Raw genomic sequence first — 16,175 nt, 5'->3', positions numbered from 1 at the left:
TCAAGAGTTTTTAACCCACGGAGGTGGGTTTTGTCTGTGTAGCCGCGACTTCCAGTCGCCCGGTGAGTAGTAAATTAGACTTTACTGGGCACTTGTTAAGACGCCAGTAATTCTGGTTGAGACATTAAACTTTCAAGAGTATGGCGCAACTGTGCGATCGCTTGGACTTGAGAATCACCAGTTTCCTGGAATTGATCCAAAGATTCTCCAATTAAGAGCAGCTTTTGCCGTAAGCTATCCAGAGAATCCTGAATTGGTTGTAGTGCTTCTTCATAAAGATTCACTCGACCACAGCATTCAGCAGTTGTTCTTCGCAGGGATAGCAAGTTTTCCTCGATCGCTTTGAGTTCTTGGCGTTTTCCATCCAAATCATGAGTTTGATTGTCAATCATTCCCTGATTTAGCTCAATACCAGCACGGATCTGCTCAATCTCACGTTCCAACTTTTGGATTTCCTGTGAATATTGTTGTCGCTGGGTTTCAATTTGTAACAGAATCGGTTCTAAATTAATTTTGTTGTTGCTTTCTTTTTCATCAGCAACAGTATATCCTTGCCGCCGTAACAGTACAGCTTGGTGTTGCTTGAGAAACTCCTGATGCTGTAACATATTGCGGCGTTGTCCCACCAAACTGGAGTTTAGCATCTGATAAAGGTCTTGTTCATCCGTTAGTTCCATTTCCAAATTCATGTGGTCATGGTTAGATGCGTGATTTATTTTAGTTTGGAGTTCTTCTATAGCTTCTTGTTTATATTTCAGTTCTTGTTCTTGATCGTGAACAAAACTAGCGTCTATTTCCACCTTATATTGCAAGTCTTGCACTATTTTTTGTAGTTCTTCTAAAGGCTTTTTCTCCAAAGCTTCCACATCAACTTGCTGACGGAGAACTACATCACCAGATGTTGCAGCCAAAGACTGAATCTGTTGATATAACTCTTCAGTGTTTCGTAACTGCTCTTTGATTATCCGAGCATACTCTTGCTTGCTGGTAAGGTCTGCTGTATTCACCTGCAATTGGGCTGTATGCTGGGTTAAAGAATTTTGTGCTTGTTCCCATGCGTTTTGGCGATCGCTAAAGTTTTGTGACAAACCCTCAACTTCTGCTTGCTGTTGAGCGATCGCAGTTTTTTGCTCCTCCAGTTTTTGCCAGTGTGGGGTTAGAGTAGCTTGCTGTTTTTCGATTAATTCAAAAGCCAAATGCAGGTGTTCTCTGACAGTTTCCGCCGGAGCCACAGGACTAGACAAGCGATCGAGTAACTCACTCATTACCCGACTTTGCTCCTGATCTAAAACCGTCCCTTGTTGAAAATCCGCTTGACGTTCGTCTAGGCGACGCTGCTCACCTCGCAAATGCTCCCAAGCGCCTTCCAATTCCTGGCGGTTGCGCTCAACTTCAGCTTGTAACCGTTCAATTTCCTGGCGCGAGGTGTCAACTTCCTGTTTTTGCTCCTCCAAACGTTGCGACTGCTCCTCCAGTTCTTGCAACTCTTCTGATCGTACTTCCATGTCCATTTCACGGCGATTCAACTCTTGCGCCTGAAACGTCAGTGACTGCTTCCACTGATCAATCTCATCTTCCTTGAGCTTAAATTTCTCCAATTGGCGAGAAAAATTCTGCAAAATGTTGACTAGTGGACGCCCTGCTTCTTGAATGCGCTGCACTTGACGATTTGGATTCAGTTCAACCAGTACCAAAGCACCATCATTTAATTTGCTTGCGTCCTCAGCCGGAATCACATCTTCCGACACAGGACTCCAATTCTGGTCAGTTCGCTGACCAGCTAGCAGTTTCAGTTCGGTTTTAGCACCGCCACTGAGTAAACCACCTTTCTGTTTTTGTACTTCTGCTAAATACAGCACACCGTTAGTCCTTTATTGATGCACTTAAAGTTCATGTTTTGGGATATACCTTAAATAATTCTGTTAACTTGTCTCACTGAACCGAAGTTTAGGAGAACAAGACAGACAAAACTATAGACGCGAGATATTACGTCTTGGATACTTATAAAAGCGAGTAGATCACGCCTTTATATTTTGTACTGATGACAGTGATGATGACTTCCGTGTTAACACTAGCTTTGTCGAAGTGTATTACGAAACATTAAGGTTTATAGCTTAATGTATTCTCGCATGAGAACAAGCAACAGGGTAATAATTTTTCCAATACTCCATAATCAATACTTAAACTACCTACTCGAAAAATGGAAAAATTGCGGGAGACAATAAATAAATAATATTAACGGCATTACCAGGAGTACTTTTTAGATAAATGCAGGGAAATTTAAATGAAATTGATATTTGCAGTATCCTGCAATTGATTGAGTTGGGGCAGCGAACTGGGCAACTATGGGTGAGAGCTACTAGCTCTCACCATAGCAACAAACTGGGTGGAGAGGGAGCAAGCATTTATCACCCTAAACAACAGTCTTGGTTCGTCTTTTTCCTGAATGGTCAAATTATCTATTGCCAAGAAGGCGAGACTAATTTATCCAGAATTAAGGATTATTTACGTCATTACAGAGTTGAAATGCGACTCACCGACAAACAAATTGCCTCCCTACCATCAATCGACGCGTCAGAGTATGCCTATCTTTGGGCACTCTTGGAGCGGAATATCATCAACCCAAAGATAGCTGGTAGTATCATTCACGGCTTGGTGCATGAAACTCTTTTTGACCTGTTGAGCTTACACCAAGGTAACTTTATCTTTGATCACGGTGCGGCACTTGCCCCGCAATTAAATACTTTCGAGATTGCTCCTTTTGTTACAAAAATTACCAAACAGGTGCAAGAGTGGAAGCAACTCTATCCACACATTCAGTCTCCAGAACAATTGCCAGTGCTATCTGACAAAGTTCAGCTACAGTCCTCGCTACCAGAAGCAACCGTTAATAAGCTACAACATTGGGCTGATGGGAAAACATCCTTGCGTCAACTGGCTCGTTATCTCAACCGAGACATTTTGACAGTCGCCAAGGCAATATATCCATATGTGCAACAGGGTTCGCTACAACTAGTATATTCAGTCACAACCCAACCAGAGACCCAGACACATAGCGGGGAATTGAAGGGAAAACAAAAGGGGCGGATAGTATGTATTGACGATGCGATCGCCATCGGTGAAACTATAAATTCCATCCTACAACCACAAGGTTATGAAGCGATCGCTCTCACCCATCCCTTAGAGGCATTGAGTCTGGTTTTTCAACTCAAACCGGATTTAATTTTATGCGACATTGCCATGCCGGAATTGGAGGGGTACGAGGTTTGCGCCATGCTGCGACATTCAACAGCATTTCGGCTCATACCGATTATCATGCTTACTGGTAAAGATGGATTTATTGATCGAGTCAAAGCTAAGATGGTCGGGGCTACAGATTATTTAACAAAACCGTTTACAGACACTGAGTTACTTATGCTCGTAGAGAGATATATCAACAACCAATGAAAATAGGGCATTGGGCATGAGGCATAGGGTATAGGGTACATAAACAGATCCAAGATTTGTTGATCTAGTAAAAGATCAGGTAAAAAATGTTATCACAGAGTCAGCCAACTCAGTGAAAAGTCAATATCCAGGAAAATAGTGAATAACTAGAATTAATTTATACAGTTAATACTTGCGGAGGAATCAGGGAATGTTCCAAGTAGGAACGTCTACATCAGGAGGTAGATAGACACTTATGAGTACAGTTCTGATTGTGGAAGATAGTATCGCGCAAAGGGAGATGATTACAGATCTCCTGAAAGCTACTGGCTTAACTGTTACCCATGCCAGTGACGGATTAGAAGCATTGGAGGCAATTCAAATAGCACCTCCCGATTTAGTGGTATTGGATATTGTTATGCCCCGGATGAACGGCTACGAAGTTTGTCGGCGGTTAAAATCTGATCCAAAAACCCAAAATGTCCCTGTAGTTATGTGTTCTTCCAAAGGCGAAGAATTTGATCGCTATTGGGGCATGAAGCAAGGCGCAGACGCCTATATAGCCAAACCATTTCAACCAACCGAGTTGGTCGGAACAGTCAAACAACTGCTGCGAGGATAAGGATAAAAGCAATATGGTCAGCAAACCGGACTTTTTTTTAAGTGGCAGCGGTCAAGACCATTTCCGTCCTGAATTACAAGTAGAAAGTCCTGAAGGTGAGTTACATTTGAGGTTTTACATTCCCTCGCATCAGGAGTTTGCACTACAAGCAACTGGCATCCGGGAGGTAATTGAACTAAGTCCTGATAGAATCACCCCAATTCCTAATGTTTCTCCTTTACTTTTGGGTACTCTAAATTTACGAGGTCGAGTTATTTGGGTAGCTGATTTGGGTCAATTTCTTGGGGAAGCAAGTGCATTAAACACGGATAGAGCTGAAATTCCGGTGATTGCCATTGAAGAGCAAGACACAATAGTGGGTTTAGCAGTAGAGGAAATCGGTGGTATGGACTGGCTGGATATCCAGAATCTCATGCCACCAACTAATGTTCCAGATACTATGGCTCCCTTTTTACGTGGAGAATGGTTATTACGTGCTAAAAATAATCAGTCTCTACGATTACTCGATCAAATGGCAATTTTACGGAGTGCGCGGTGGGCAGGATGAAATTGGAGGAGGAAATGGCAGCAAGTATTGATAATCACGAGCCAACATATCAACAGGCGATGAACGCCTATGTTCAAAGAAATTATGAGGTTGCCGCCACTTTAGTTGACCAAGTGGTGCAAAATCTACCAAATGACCCCAACTCCCATTTGTTAAGGGGTCACATCTTCTATATGATGCAGCAGTACGATGTCGCAAAAGAAGAATATCAACAGGTATTAGGTTTGACTGACGATCAAGAAATTATTGGTTTTGCCAATAATGGAATTGAGAATATCAATCAATATTTACAGTCATTCGCTGGGGAGATTGATACATCACCAAGTCAAGAGCAAATAAATTCCTCAGAGACGTCTGATGCACTGGCATATAGCGAACCAGAATTAGAAGATTTGGGCGCTAATAAGGATTTTGACAGCAATAGCCTTGATTTGAATTTTTTTGGAGAGGAGCAAGAAACTGTAAATGCCGTTGAAGAACTATCTTCAAAAAGTCCATTTGACATCCCTACAGAAGATAGTATTGGAACAGTAAAAATATTAGATTCTTCTACAGCTTCTGGTGACGACCCTTTTGCCTTCAATGAAGAATCACAGCAGCAATCAAATAGCAACTGGGAGGAGAAAACAGAATTAGAGTTGCCTGCTTTCTGGCAGGAAGATGGTTCAGAAAATAGTCTCGAAGAATCATTAGTAGATAGTCCTTTCTCAGATAATGGGATAAATTCTGCTCACGAAAATTCAGCTATTGACAATAATAAATCTTCATCTTCTAATTCCCAAACTGGCAATAGCGAGAATAATTTCCCTGATTTGTTGAGTGAACCAAAGTCTCCAGAGCCTAGTGTTGGGAATTTAGAATATAAAAAATCTAGTTTTGGAGAGGAAATACTGATTCTTGGAGAAGAACTTAGAAATGGTTCGGCAACAACAAATAACTTGGAATCTGGCAGTCAACATGATTTGCCGGAAACCGAAGCAGATAATTTGTTGGAACCACCAACCAAATTAGGGGCAAATAAGGCTTTTGTGCCTGATTTATCTGAGGATTCTTCATCTTTTAGCAGCAATCTCCCTCTGGAAGAAAAACAGTTAAAATCAGGTGAACTTATCGATAAAAATAGCTTTGACGACGATGAAAATTTTGATATGGAAGCATTTGAGTCTGCCTTTGGCTCAGAGGGGTTAAACTCTTATGAAGACTCAAGCAATATACTAAATGGAGAAAATTCTAAGAGCAATATCGAGTTTTTAGATGACTTTGAGGAATTTGACGATTTAGGCAACATTCCAGGGTTTGACCTGATGGAAGGAGATTCTAACTTTGCTGATCTAGCAAGGCATTCTGATCCATCAGAAACCAGTGGCAGTGGACGCCCTCAAAGCGCGGACGCTTTTTTAAGTAATGCAGCCGATCGCGAAGAGGAACTATTCACGATGACTGGTTCGCATGAATCAGTTCCAGTCTTTAGCCAAACAGATGTCTCGAAACTAGAACCCAACGTTAACGTCGAGCAAGGCTGGTTAGCACCATTAGAGAATGCCTCCATAGAAAGGAAACAATGGTTAATTGCTGGAAGTGTAGGCATTGTCTCGGCGCTGGTTGTAGCCACGGTTAGCTTTGTCGCCACCACCTTTTCGCCAGCCCAACAACGAGAATCAGTACGCAACACAGGTTGGGCAATGTCACTAGCAGCTGGGATTGCCGGTTTTGCTACCGCAGGCTTCATGGGGAATCTGGCGCTTAAACAAATTCGGCGCACAACTGATGATCTCCAAGCTCAATTTGAAGCTGTACGTCAAGGAAATCTGAATGCTCAAGCCACAGTGTATTCCGAAGATGAATTGGGGCATTTAGCCACTGGCTTTAATGAAATGGCGCGGGTAATTTTCACAACCACAAGTGAAGTTCAACGGAAGGCCGATGAACAAGAGGAAGCCAAAGAAAACCTCCAACGCCAGGTGATTCGTCTGTTGGATGATGTGGAAGGAGCTGCTAGAGGAGATTTAACAGTCCAAGCTGAAGTGACAGCCGACGTACTGGGAGCCGTAGCTGATGCTTTTAACCTGACAATTCAAAACCTCCGGGATATTGTGCAACAGGTGAAAGTGGCAGCCAAGGATGTAACAAAAGGTGCAACCAACTCTGAAACTTTTGCTAGAGCCTTATCTGGTGATGCTTTGCGTCAAGCAGAAGAGTTGGCAGTGACGCTGAATTCTGTACAGGTAATGACTGACTCGATTCAACGGGTAGCAGAGGCGGCGCGGGAAGCTGAAACCGTCGCCCGCGATGCTAGTGCGATCGCTCTCAAAGGTGGAGAAGCAGTAGAAAATACTGTGGCGGGGATTTTAGAAATTCGAGAAACCGTTGCCGAAACCACCCGAAAAGTGAAGCGGTTGGCGGAATCTTCCCAAGAAATTTCTAAAATTGTGGCGTTGATTTCCCAGATTGCTTCGAGAACTAATTTGCTGGCACTCAATGCTAGTATTGAGGCGGCAAGGGCGGGAGACGCTGGACGCGGGTTTGCGATCGTCGCAGATGAAGTGCGCCAGTTAGCAGACAAATCTGCTAAATCCCTCAAGGAAATTGAACAAATTGTGATGCAAATCCAAAGCGAAACAGGCTCTGTAATGACCGCGATGGAAGAAGGCACACAACAAGTAATTAAAGGTACAAAATTGGCAGAAGAAGCCAAGCGATCGCTCGAAAACATTATTCAAGTAGCGAATCGCATCGATATTCTTGTGCGCTCGATTACCACCGACACTGTGGAACAGACTGAAACCTCCCGCGCTGTCGCTCATGTAATGCAATCAGTAGAACTAACTGCACAAGAAACTTCCCAGGAAGCACAGCGAGTTTCAGGTGCCCTACAACACTTAGTAGGTGTATCCCGTGACTTGATCGCCTCCGTTGAACGTTTCCGAGTGGAAACTATGGAAACTAGGTAAAAAAGTTAGGAGTTAGGAGTTAGGAGTTAGGAATAAAAATCACAACTCACATCTCACAACTCATAGCTTGGAAATAAGTTAGGAGTTAGGAGTTAGGAGTTAGGAATAAAAATCACAACTCACATCTCACAACTCATAGCTTGGAAATAAGTTAGGAGTTAGGAGTTAGGAGTTAGGAATAAAAATCACAACTCACATCTCACAACTCATAGCTTGGAAATAAGTTAGAAGTTAGGAGTGAGGAGTTAGAAATAAAAATCACAACTCACATCTCACAACTGATAACTTGGAAAAAAGTTAGGAGTTAGGGGTTAGAAATAAAAATCATAACTCATAGCTCATAACTCATAACTCATAACTCATAACTCATAACTCATAACTTTTGCTATGCTGCCGGAACAACAACAGCGGATTTTGGGTTACTTTATCGAAGAAGCCAGGGATCACCTGAATACCATTGAGCAGGGGTTGCTGAATCTAGAGAGTACCTTGAACGACCCGGAAATGATCAGTGAAGTCTTCCGGGCGGCTCACTCCATCAAAGGAGGAGCAGCGATGCTTGGATTGACTAGCATCCAGCATACCTCCCACCGTCTGGAAGATTGTTTCAAAATTCTCAAAGATAATCCGGTTAAGATTGACGAAAAGTTAGAATCTTTATTTCTCGGTGTATCTGATACTCTAAAAGCGCTATTAGAACAGTTGAGCGGCCCATTTGGTCTTTCTGAAGATGCGGCTAATACTTTGATGTCAGAAACTGAGCCGGTCTTTCAATGGCTGTATGAGCATTTGGAACTACTTGTACAACAAGCGAACAGTGGAGTAGCCAGCAGTCCTGACGCAACAGAACTACACACAACCTCTGTAGATAATGTCTCCACACTTACAGAACTTTTCCTGCGGCGAGATATTCCCGGTTTGGCAGAAGGCATCCATCAGCAATCTCCACAAAGATCCTTCTCTGTAGCACCCCAAGAGGTGCCAGACGCTGGTGGACTCGTTGGCAAAGCCTCTCCAAGAGTTGAGGCTGCGCTATCGTCAAAGACGTTGGCGCAGTCAGACGAACGCGGACACGGGTTAGCTGGGCGAGACGCTCGCGGACTCGCTAACGCTGCGCTATCGCCAGTCACCGCCAAAGAAAATAATAACAGGAGCGAGTTTCAAGCCCAAGTGCTGCAAACACTGCGGGAAATGTTGAAACTGTTTAAGCAAACCACAACACCCTCAACTCGGCAAAACCTTCAGCAATGCTGTTACCAGTTAGTCAAACTTGGTGAGGCTTGGAATTTGTCCAAGTGGTGTGGTTTGTGTCAAGCAGCAGCCAGTGCGATCGGCAATCCTGAAAATACTTATCTGACTTTAGCTAAAATTATCATTACCGAAATCAAGCAAGCTCAAGAATTAGTCCTGCAAGGTAGGGAAGCCGAAATTGCAATTAGTCAGCAACTAGAAGCACTTTTGAGCTTTGCAGAAATTGAGTTATTAGAAATTACCACTGATTTGTTTGATGAACAGTTTGCGGCTTTGACAGAATTATCAACTGTCTCGGAGCCAATTGTATCTGGTAACACCGAGCCGTTAGTCATAACTAACCTAGCCCAGGCGACTGAAGAACTTAATCTAGATGAGGATATTAGCGAACGCCCTTATCTTCTCCAAGGGACACTACTAAACGCTGCAACTCACACTAGTCTTGCTTTCACCGCACATGATGAAGCACATCCAATCAGCAGCAATATTGATCCCAGTGGGCCAGAGGTAGGAATAGCTGAGTTAAATACGCTTGCTGATTTATTTGAAGGTGGGACTCCCGAACTAGATGAAACTTGGCATCAAGAAGAAACCTTAAATATTGTTGCGATCGATGACTTTGGAATTGATTTCAGCAGTACTGATGCTGAGGATGTTCAAAGCGATTTATTCGATTTACTCTCCTTTGATGAAGGCATAAGCAACAAGCAGCAGCCAACAACCACAGCCGCGACAGAAGATTTATCCCTGTTATTTGGCGACAACTTCCTAGAAAAAGAGAATTCAGAACCGGAAAATCAACAAACATCTGCTACAACTCTAGAGTTGAGTGATATTAACGAACTTGGTATAAATTTAGATTCTTCTTTGGAAAATTTACAAGAATTTATTGATATTACTAGTGATACAAACCAATCTCCTGGGGAGATTGTCCAAAATAGTGTCAACAAAAACGATATAGTTGAAGATTTATTGACACTGGCACTAGATGATGATATAGAACTATTGCCTACAGGCGAAGTGACTCAACCAGAAACTGAGGCGATCGCCAGTGCGGAACTATCTACCAACCAACAAAACAGTTTTGATAACTTATTCTTAGAAACTAGAAATGCAAATTGGGTAGAAGAAATTACCCCTAGTGACTACATAGAATTCTCCCAGCAAACAGACTTGTCTTTGGACAGTCTGTTTGCTGAAATGGAAGAACAGACACTACTGCCTACAACTGAAGCAGAAATTGGTGATTTATTTGATACATCTCCAGCAACAGCGCCAGAGCTTTCTGAAGCAGAAAATGATCTGAGCAACTTCTGGAGCGAGGAAACCACAGAGGAACAGGACGAATTCGATTCCTTAATTGAGCAGAATGTGGAAAGGGCGTTACAGGAGAGTTTGTTTGCTACGGCTGATGACATTTTTGCCGATAGTCAGCAGCCCATACCGAATCCTATAGCCAGTTTTGACATAGAAGAAGATTTTGATATCAATTTCCAGCGCCAAGAGCAGCTAGATTTGGTATTCTCATCAGATTCTGAAGATGATTTATTTGATGAGTTCACACCGAGTAACTCAACTATTTCCCCTGCAATCAACGATGTTTCCACGACTGAAACGCCGTTGTTCGTGCCGCATCCAGAGTCAGAAATTGTCGGGCGATCGCAACAACCAGAAGCTTTAGATTTTGTTCCAGAATTTACTAATCAGCCCCCAGAGATATCTGCTATTGATCTGGAACTTGATCCATTCGCCTCTTTCGATGAAAATCCGCAACTGCTGTTTGAAGATGTAGCTACAGATGACTCCACCTACATTCAGATGGAAACCACAGATAATCCTGTGGATGAACTCCCGGCTAGAGAAACTTCTTTAGATATCAATTTTGGGGAAACTTCAGATTTAGTATCACCCCAAGTACAGCCAGATGATTTGTTCGGTTCTTTCGATGAAAATCCGCAACTGCTGTTTGAAGATGTAGCTACAGATGACTCCACCTACATTCAGATGGAAACCACAGATAATCCTGTGGATGAACTCCCGGCTAGAGAAACTTCTTTAGATATCAATTTTGGGGAAACTTCAGATTTAGTATCACCCCAAGTACAGCCAGATGATTTGTTCGGTTCTTTCGATGAAAACACCGATGAGAATTCGCAACTGCTGTTTGAAACGGTTATTCAGGAAGATGTAGAAACCGATTTGTGGGATCTAGGAGAGACATCTGAACCTGCACCAAGATCAGAGGCAGAAAATGCTATTATTGCCCCGACTGTAGAATTGGCAAGCACAGAAAGCATTGAAGTAGTTGCTCCAGAAGATGAATTTGCAGACTTGGCAGCATTACTAGGAGAGGAAGTAGCACCCATCCCCAAAGCTAAGGAGATACCAGAAGTAGATTTTGCTGCCCTGGAAGAATTGCTAGGTACAGATAACGACGAGGCAGCTGCTATATCTAGCGATGTCTACGACGGGCTACGCCAACGCCAGCCCTTCAACACTCAACCAATCTTGGCTAAAAATACCCTCCCATCACCAGGCACAGATGAATTTGGTGACTTGGAGAACTTGCTGGCAGAAGCAGATCAAACAATATCTCATTCCCCAGTAGTAAAATCTAACATCAGTAAAATTATACGTCCTTCTACTCGTCGGGCTGCGAGATTTGAAGAAACGATGAAGGTTCCAGTTAAGCAACTGGACGATATGAGTAATTTAGTTGGGGAGATGGTGGTAAATCGCAATACCTTAGAGCAAGATAATGAACGGCTGCGGCAGTCACTAGATAACTTGCTGATTCAGGTACAACAACTCTCGGATGTGGGTGCAAGGATGCAGGAGTTGTATGAGCGATCGCTACTGGAAGCTTCTCTGTTAGCCGGACGCAAAAAGAAAGACACTGGTTTGCCAACCTCTGACTTCAATGCCGATAGGGGTTTTAGTGAGCTAGAAATGGATCGCTTTACTCCTTTCCATACACTGTCCCAGCAGATGATTGAGCGGATTGTCCGCATCCGGGAATCGTCTAGTGACATTGATTTTGTTACCGAAGAAACCGAGCGAGTAGCAAGACAATTCCGCCAAGTAACCACCCAGTTACAAGAGGGACTAACAAGAGCGCGAATGGTGCCTTTTGCTCAAACTATCGATCGCTGGCGGCGAGGAGTGCGTGACAATGCCATCAAGTGTGGCAAACAAATAGAGTTGGTGATCGAAGGTGGCGATACCTTAATTGACAAGATGATTTTGGATCATCTGACCGATCCGTTAACTCATATGCTGAATAATGCGATCGCTCACGGTATTGAAACGCCAGAAGAGAGGCAAGCTGCTGGTAAACCACCCGTGGGAATCATTACTATCCGTGCCTTCTACCAAGGCAACCAAACTATCCTTTCCGTAGGCGATGATGGCGCAGGCATCGATTCAGCAAAGGTTAAGGCTAAGGCGGTGAAGATTGGCATGATTACACAAGCGCAGGCAAAAACCATGTCTCGCCTAGAAGTCTACGATTTGCTGTTCCAGTCTGGTTTTACGATCAAAGACCAAGCAGATGAAATTTCTGGCCGTGGTGTGGGTATGGACGTAGTGCGCTCCGAAATTAGCGAAATTCGGGGGACAGTCACCACCGATTCGACGCTCGGTAAGGGAACCATCTTCACAATTCGTCTGCCACTGACTCTGAGTATTTGTAAAGCTCTTTGCTGCGTCTCTGATCGATCTAGAATTGCTTTCCCGATGGACGGTGTAGAAGATACGCTGGATATACCAGTCAAAAATATTCAGCATGATGCCAATGGGCAATCATTTATTGCCTGGCGCGATACGGTGCTGCCATTCCGACCCCTGAAGGAACTTTTAACCTTCAATCGCCAAATCAGTCGCGGCAATGTCTATGGCGGCACCAGAGATGATGATATGGTTTCTGTGGTTGTGGTGCGATCGGCAAATACTATGATTGCTCTACAGATTGACCTGGTGTTGAGCGAACAAGAAATTGTAATTAAGCAATTTGAAGGCCCAGCACCTAAACCCATTGGTGTAGCTGGTGCTACAGTTCTGGGTGATGGTCGCATTATGCCTATTGCTGACGTGCTGGAAATAATTGACATCTTCCAGGGACGGATTTCTACACAAATTGGTGGCAGTTCTTGGCAACAAAAAGCTACTCCCCCAGACACCTCTGTTGCGAAGATTGACCCGACAGTGCTGATAGTGGATGACTCAATTACAGTTCGAGAATTGCTATCCCTGACGTTTAACAAAGCAGGTTATCGCGTAGAACAGGCGCGTGACGGCCAGGAAGCTTGGGATAAACTCCGCTCCGGTCTGCCTTGCGACATCGTATTTTGCGATATTGAAATGCCCCGTTGCGATGGTCTGGAGTTACTATCTCGCATTCAGAAAGACCCAAACCTCAACCACCTACCGATCGCTATGCTCACCTCGCGGGGTGCAGACAAGCACAGACAAATTGCAGCTCAACTCGGTGCTAGTGGCTACTTTACCAAGCCCTATCTCGAAGAAGCTCTACTTGAAGCTGCGGCGCGGATGTTGAAAGGGGAAAAACTTCTTACCACTACGAGTAATATTTAGTAACTAAAACCAAACTAAGAATCGAACCGCCAAGACGCCAACTCTTCTCTACGAGAGGCTGCGCCAAGGAGACACTACGTGTAGCTTGTCGGACGCTCTTTGTACGCAAAGCGTCTCGTTAGAAAAGAGCGCTGAGAATTCGTAGAGTGTGCGTAAGTCCTAAATTACATAAAGTTTGTATAAAGGACTTTAATTAACCTACTTTTAGTACTGAATCTCAAATTTGTACTCTCATGTGCTCAAATTTATATCTTTATATATAGAGGAGCAACGAATTTGGTATATCTAATCATTTGTCTATACCAAAACCTACGTTAACGTGAGTTCGATGAACCTCTCCCTCTCCGTTGGCGTCAGCCTGCCGTTAGGCAAGCCCAAAGGAAGGAGCAACGAAAAATTCAGCTTTTTGCTCCCCTCTTTGCGTCGGAGAGGGGCCAATACGGTTCGGTTAAGGCAAGAGACGCGATAAATCGCCGTCTCTTGCATTGGACTGATTATTGTAAAGACGGCGATTTATCGCGTCTTTGCGATTAGCGGCGTGTGATCAAAAAACCTTATCCTAACCGTATTGGGAGAGGGGCTGCTCTTGAGAGGTCAAATAAGGCTTGTCGAGCTCACGTTACGTTAGGGCTGAAAAATAAAAAAATACTCAACTACTGATTGTGGAATAGCCCAAAAAGCCTGCCCCTAGACCAATGTGGGCTTTTCGGGCTACCCCACAAGTAGTAGTAATTTATTTGTAGGAAATCCGTTAGAAAGAGAACAGATCAAACATCTAAGCAAAAGCCACTATAACGATGCAAAACTACGTTATGATCTCTAATAGCAGTTAATTTGGCTACACACCGCCTATAAAAACGTAATATGTAGCTTTTCTGTAGTTGACTAGTGGTAGATTTAAGTTACTCTTAAAGCGGATCGCTTCCTCTAAGAATCTACCCTGACAGAAGTGTATAAAGATATAGTTAAATTTAGCAATTCTGTCCGAGATTTTGAATTTGCAAACTGAATAGTTTGATACGGCGCTCAAAAGCCTGATCCACTACCCTAAACAAGGTAGTCAATTACATGACTCAATATCATCTCTCTGGTAATTGTAATGAATAGTCTACAATACAGTGGATGAGAAAATCTAAAGAAAATATAAAAGAGACTCAACTGTGGTGTCTGGAGGACAAAAGTGTTTCTGAGACTAGCACATCAACATCGACAATTCGTTCAAGACTTGGTAATGAACCTGAAAGCCTTGGCGATTGTACTAGAGGGGCGCGGGTATCTTGCTTCTTGCTACACCTGTGGCGACCAAATGAATAGTGCATCGTTTATGGTTAGCTTGGGTGATAACCACCTGATTCGGTTTTTAGTGTCCGATTACGGGATTACTTGGACGGAAATGCGGGATGACCGCGAATTAATGAAGCTAGAAGGTGCGGAGGCAATTAGCCAATTAGACGAACTGGCTAATCTTGTCAAGCAATCTATGCAAACTGATACAGCCTCTAAAACTCTTGCCAAGAAGTATTAAGGTTCCAAAGGTCGATGGCAAATTAAAAATGATTATTGGTAATTGGTAATGGTGGCAAAGTGGCGCGATCGCCCTTAGCTATTTTCCATTACCATTAAGTGATTGGCTCGTGCCTAGCCCATCGCACATTTTTTTGTATCTGCCAAAACCTCACAAGCCGGATTTTGAGCCTTTAGCTTTTGGTCTGTTTTAACACCAAAATCAGAGGTTGGGTAATTTTCGTTAATTAAGTCTAGAATTTTTCCAGCAGCGATCGCGATTACCAAATCTTCAAATTTATACATCAGCCACAAGAAAAGAAAAAGTCATCTTCTGGCAGAGGTGGGAACAATCAACACCTAAGCACAATTATATAATCATCCATTTGGGGTACAGTGATTCTGGAGTAGCTAAAGCTGTTGCCAGATTTTTTCTAGAGGTTTTCTCTCCCCAAGCGCTTAATCTTGGTGTGCCCTACCGTACTTAAACATGCCGCTAAAATATTCAGCGCTGCGTTTTCGTCCCTGCTATTGAATGATTTGGAGAATTTATAGGTGCTGAGAAAATTGAAGATGTCAGAAGAAAAACCCAGCCAACCAAAACTACCACCAACCAGCGCCCTTGACAATCCATTAAGTCATGAATTTGGGAATTGGTTTGAATATCCTGTCAGAGTGCAACCCCACCACACTGACTATGCCGGTAATGTCTGGCACGGTTCGTATATAGCTTGGATGGAAGAAGCACGCATTGAATGCTTGCGATCTATAGGGATTGAATTTGCTGATTTAGTCGCTATAGGTTGTGATTTACCAGTTGTAGAACTGTCGGTGCGCTATCACCGTTCAATTCAATTGGGTATGGCAGTGGTGGTAAAAAGCCGCATGGCTGAGGTGACTGGTGTGCGAATCAATTGGGATTATGCCATTGTCTCAACTGATGGACAACAATTATATGTCACTGCCAAGGTGACTTTAGTAGCTTTAGATCGCGAAAGAGGCAAGATTATGCGTCAGTTACCGGCGAGTGTTAAAGATGCATTAGCCAAGATTTCAGCATTCAATAATAATTAACCAAGAAAGAGGGTTCCTATTTGATTGCGCCAAAAGACTCTTTAGGTATGTAGCTGCGAGAGTACGACACCATTTATAAGGATTTGGTGCCGTACTCTCGGCGTTAACACACCCTACAATACCTAATTTTTTTTATAAATCAAACCGGATTCCTATAGCGGTTCTCAGTTGGGTGCAATATAGTAACAGCAGTGGGTAAACCATCCAA

Annotated in this window: 9 protein-coding genes; 7 read left to right on the top strand and 2 right to left on the bottom strand. The window is 43.3% G+C overall.

From position 1 onward, the window contains the following. Positions 1–95: 95 nt before the first annotated feature. Positions 96–1,859, bottom strand: a complete 1,764-nt coding sequence (hmpF, locus tag HWQ23_RS03560) for a pilus motility taxis protein HmpF (protein WP_292823640.1) — start codon at positions 1,857–1,859, stop codon at positions 96–98. A 409-nt stretch (positions 1,860–2,268) separates the two neighbouring features. On the opposite strand from hmpF, the gene HWQ23_RS03555 reads away from it, so the two are divergent. From HWQ23_RS03555 to HWQ23_RS03530, 6 genes are all read left to right on the top strand, one after another. Next, a complete protein-coding gene (locus HWQ23_RS03555) occupies positions 2,269–3,447 on the top strand; it encodes a response regulator (protein ID WP_292823637.1) in 1,179 nt (392 codons plus the stop codon). Between the two features lie 235 nt (positions 3,448–3,682). Next, positions 3,683–4,048, top strand: coding sequence for a response regulator transcription factor (locus HWQ23_RS03550; protein WP_069073698.1), 366 nt, complete (start codon positions 3,683–3,685; stop codon positions 4,046–4,048). A gap of 13 nt (positions 4,049–4,061) precedes the next feature. Next, positions 4,062–4,595, top strand: coding sequence for a chemotaxis protein CheW (locus HWQ23_RS03545; RefSeq protein WP_292823634.1), 534 nt, complete (start codon positions 4,062–4,064; stop codon positions 4,593–4,595). Positions 4,596–4,609: 14 nt separating this feature from the next. Further along, positions 4,610–7,546, top strand: coding sequence for a methyl-accepting chemotaxis protein (locus tag HWQ23_RS03540; RefSeq protein ID WP_292823631.1), 2,937 nt, complete (start codon positions 4,610–4,612; stop codon positions 7,544–7,546). Between the two features lie 387 nt (positions 7,547–7,933). Next, positions 7,934–13,390: a hybrid sensor histidine kinase/response regulator gene (locus tag HWQ23_RS03535; protein ID WP_292823628.1), complete on the top strand. Its 5,457-nt coding sequence runs from the start codon at positions 7,934–7,936 to the stop codon at positions 13,388–13,390. Between the two features lie 1,180 nt (positions 13,391–14,570). Further along, positions 14,571–14,915: a DUF1815 family protein gene (locus tag HWQ23_RS03530; RefSeq protein ID WP_292823625.1), complete on the top strand. Its 345-nt coding sequence runs from the start codon at positions 14,571–14,573 to the stop codon at positions 14,913–14,915. A gap of 113 nt (positions 14,916–15,028) precedes the next feature. Here HWQ23_RS03530 and HWQ23_RS03525 read toward each other — a convergent pair whose 3' ends face one another. After that, complete coding sequence (locus tag HWQ23_RS03525; protein WP_292823622.1) at positions 15,029–15,199, bottom strand: hypothetical protein; 171 nt, start codon at positions 15,197–15,199, stop codon at positions 15,029–15,031. 267 nt (positions 15,200–15,466) lie between these two features. Here HWQ23_RS03525 and HWQ23_RS03520 point away from each other — a divergent pair, with 267 nt between their 5' ends. Further along, positions 15,467–15,967: an acyl-CoA thioesterase gene (locus HWQ23_RS03520; RefSeq protein ID WP_292823619.1), complete on the top strand. Its 501-nt coding sequence runs from the start codon at positions 15,467–15,469 to the stop codon at positions 15,965–15,967. The last annotated feature ends 208 nt before the right edge of the window (positions 15,968–16,175 follow it).

Origin of the sequence: Nostoc sp. JL33, assembly GCF_017114985.1 — a bacterium.
GTDB lineage: Bacteria > Cyanobacteriota > Cyanobacteriia > Cyanobacteriales > Nostocaceae > Nostoc.
The sequence above is the reverse complement of the archived record's forward strand: the minus strand, read 5'-3'. Positions and strand labels throughout refer to the sequence as shown.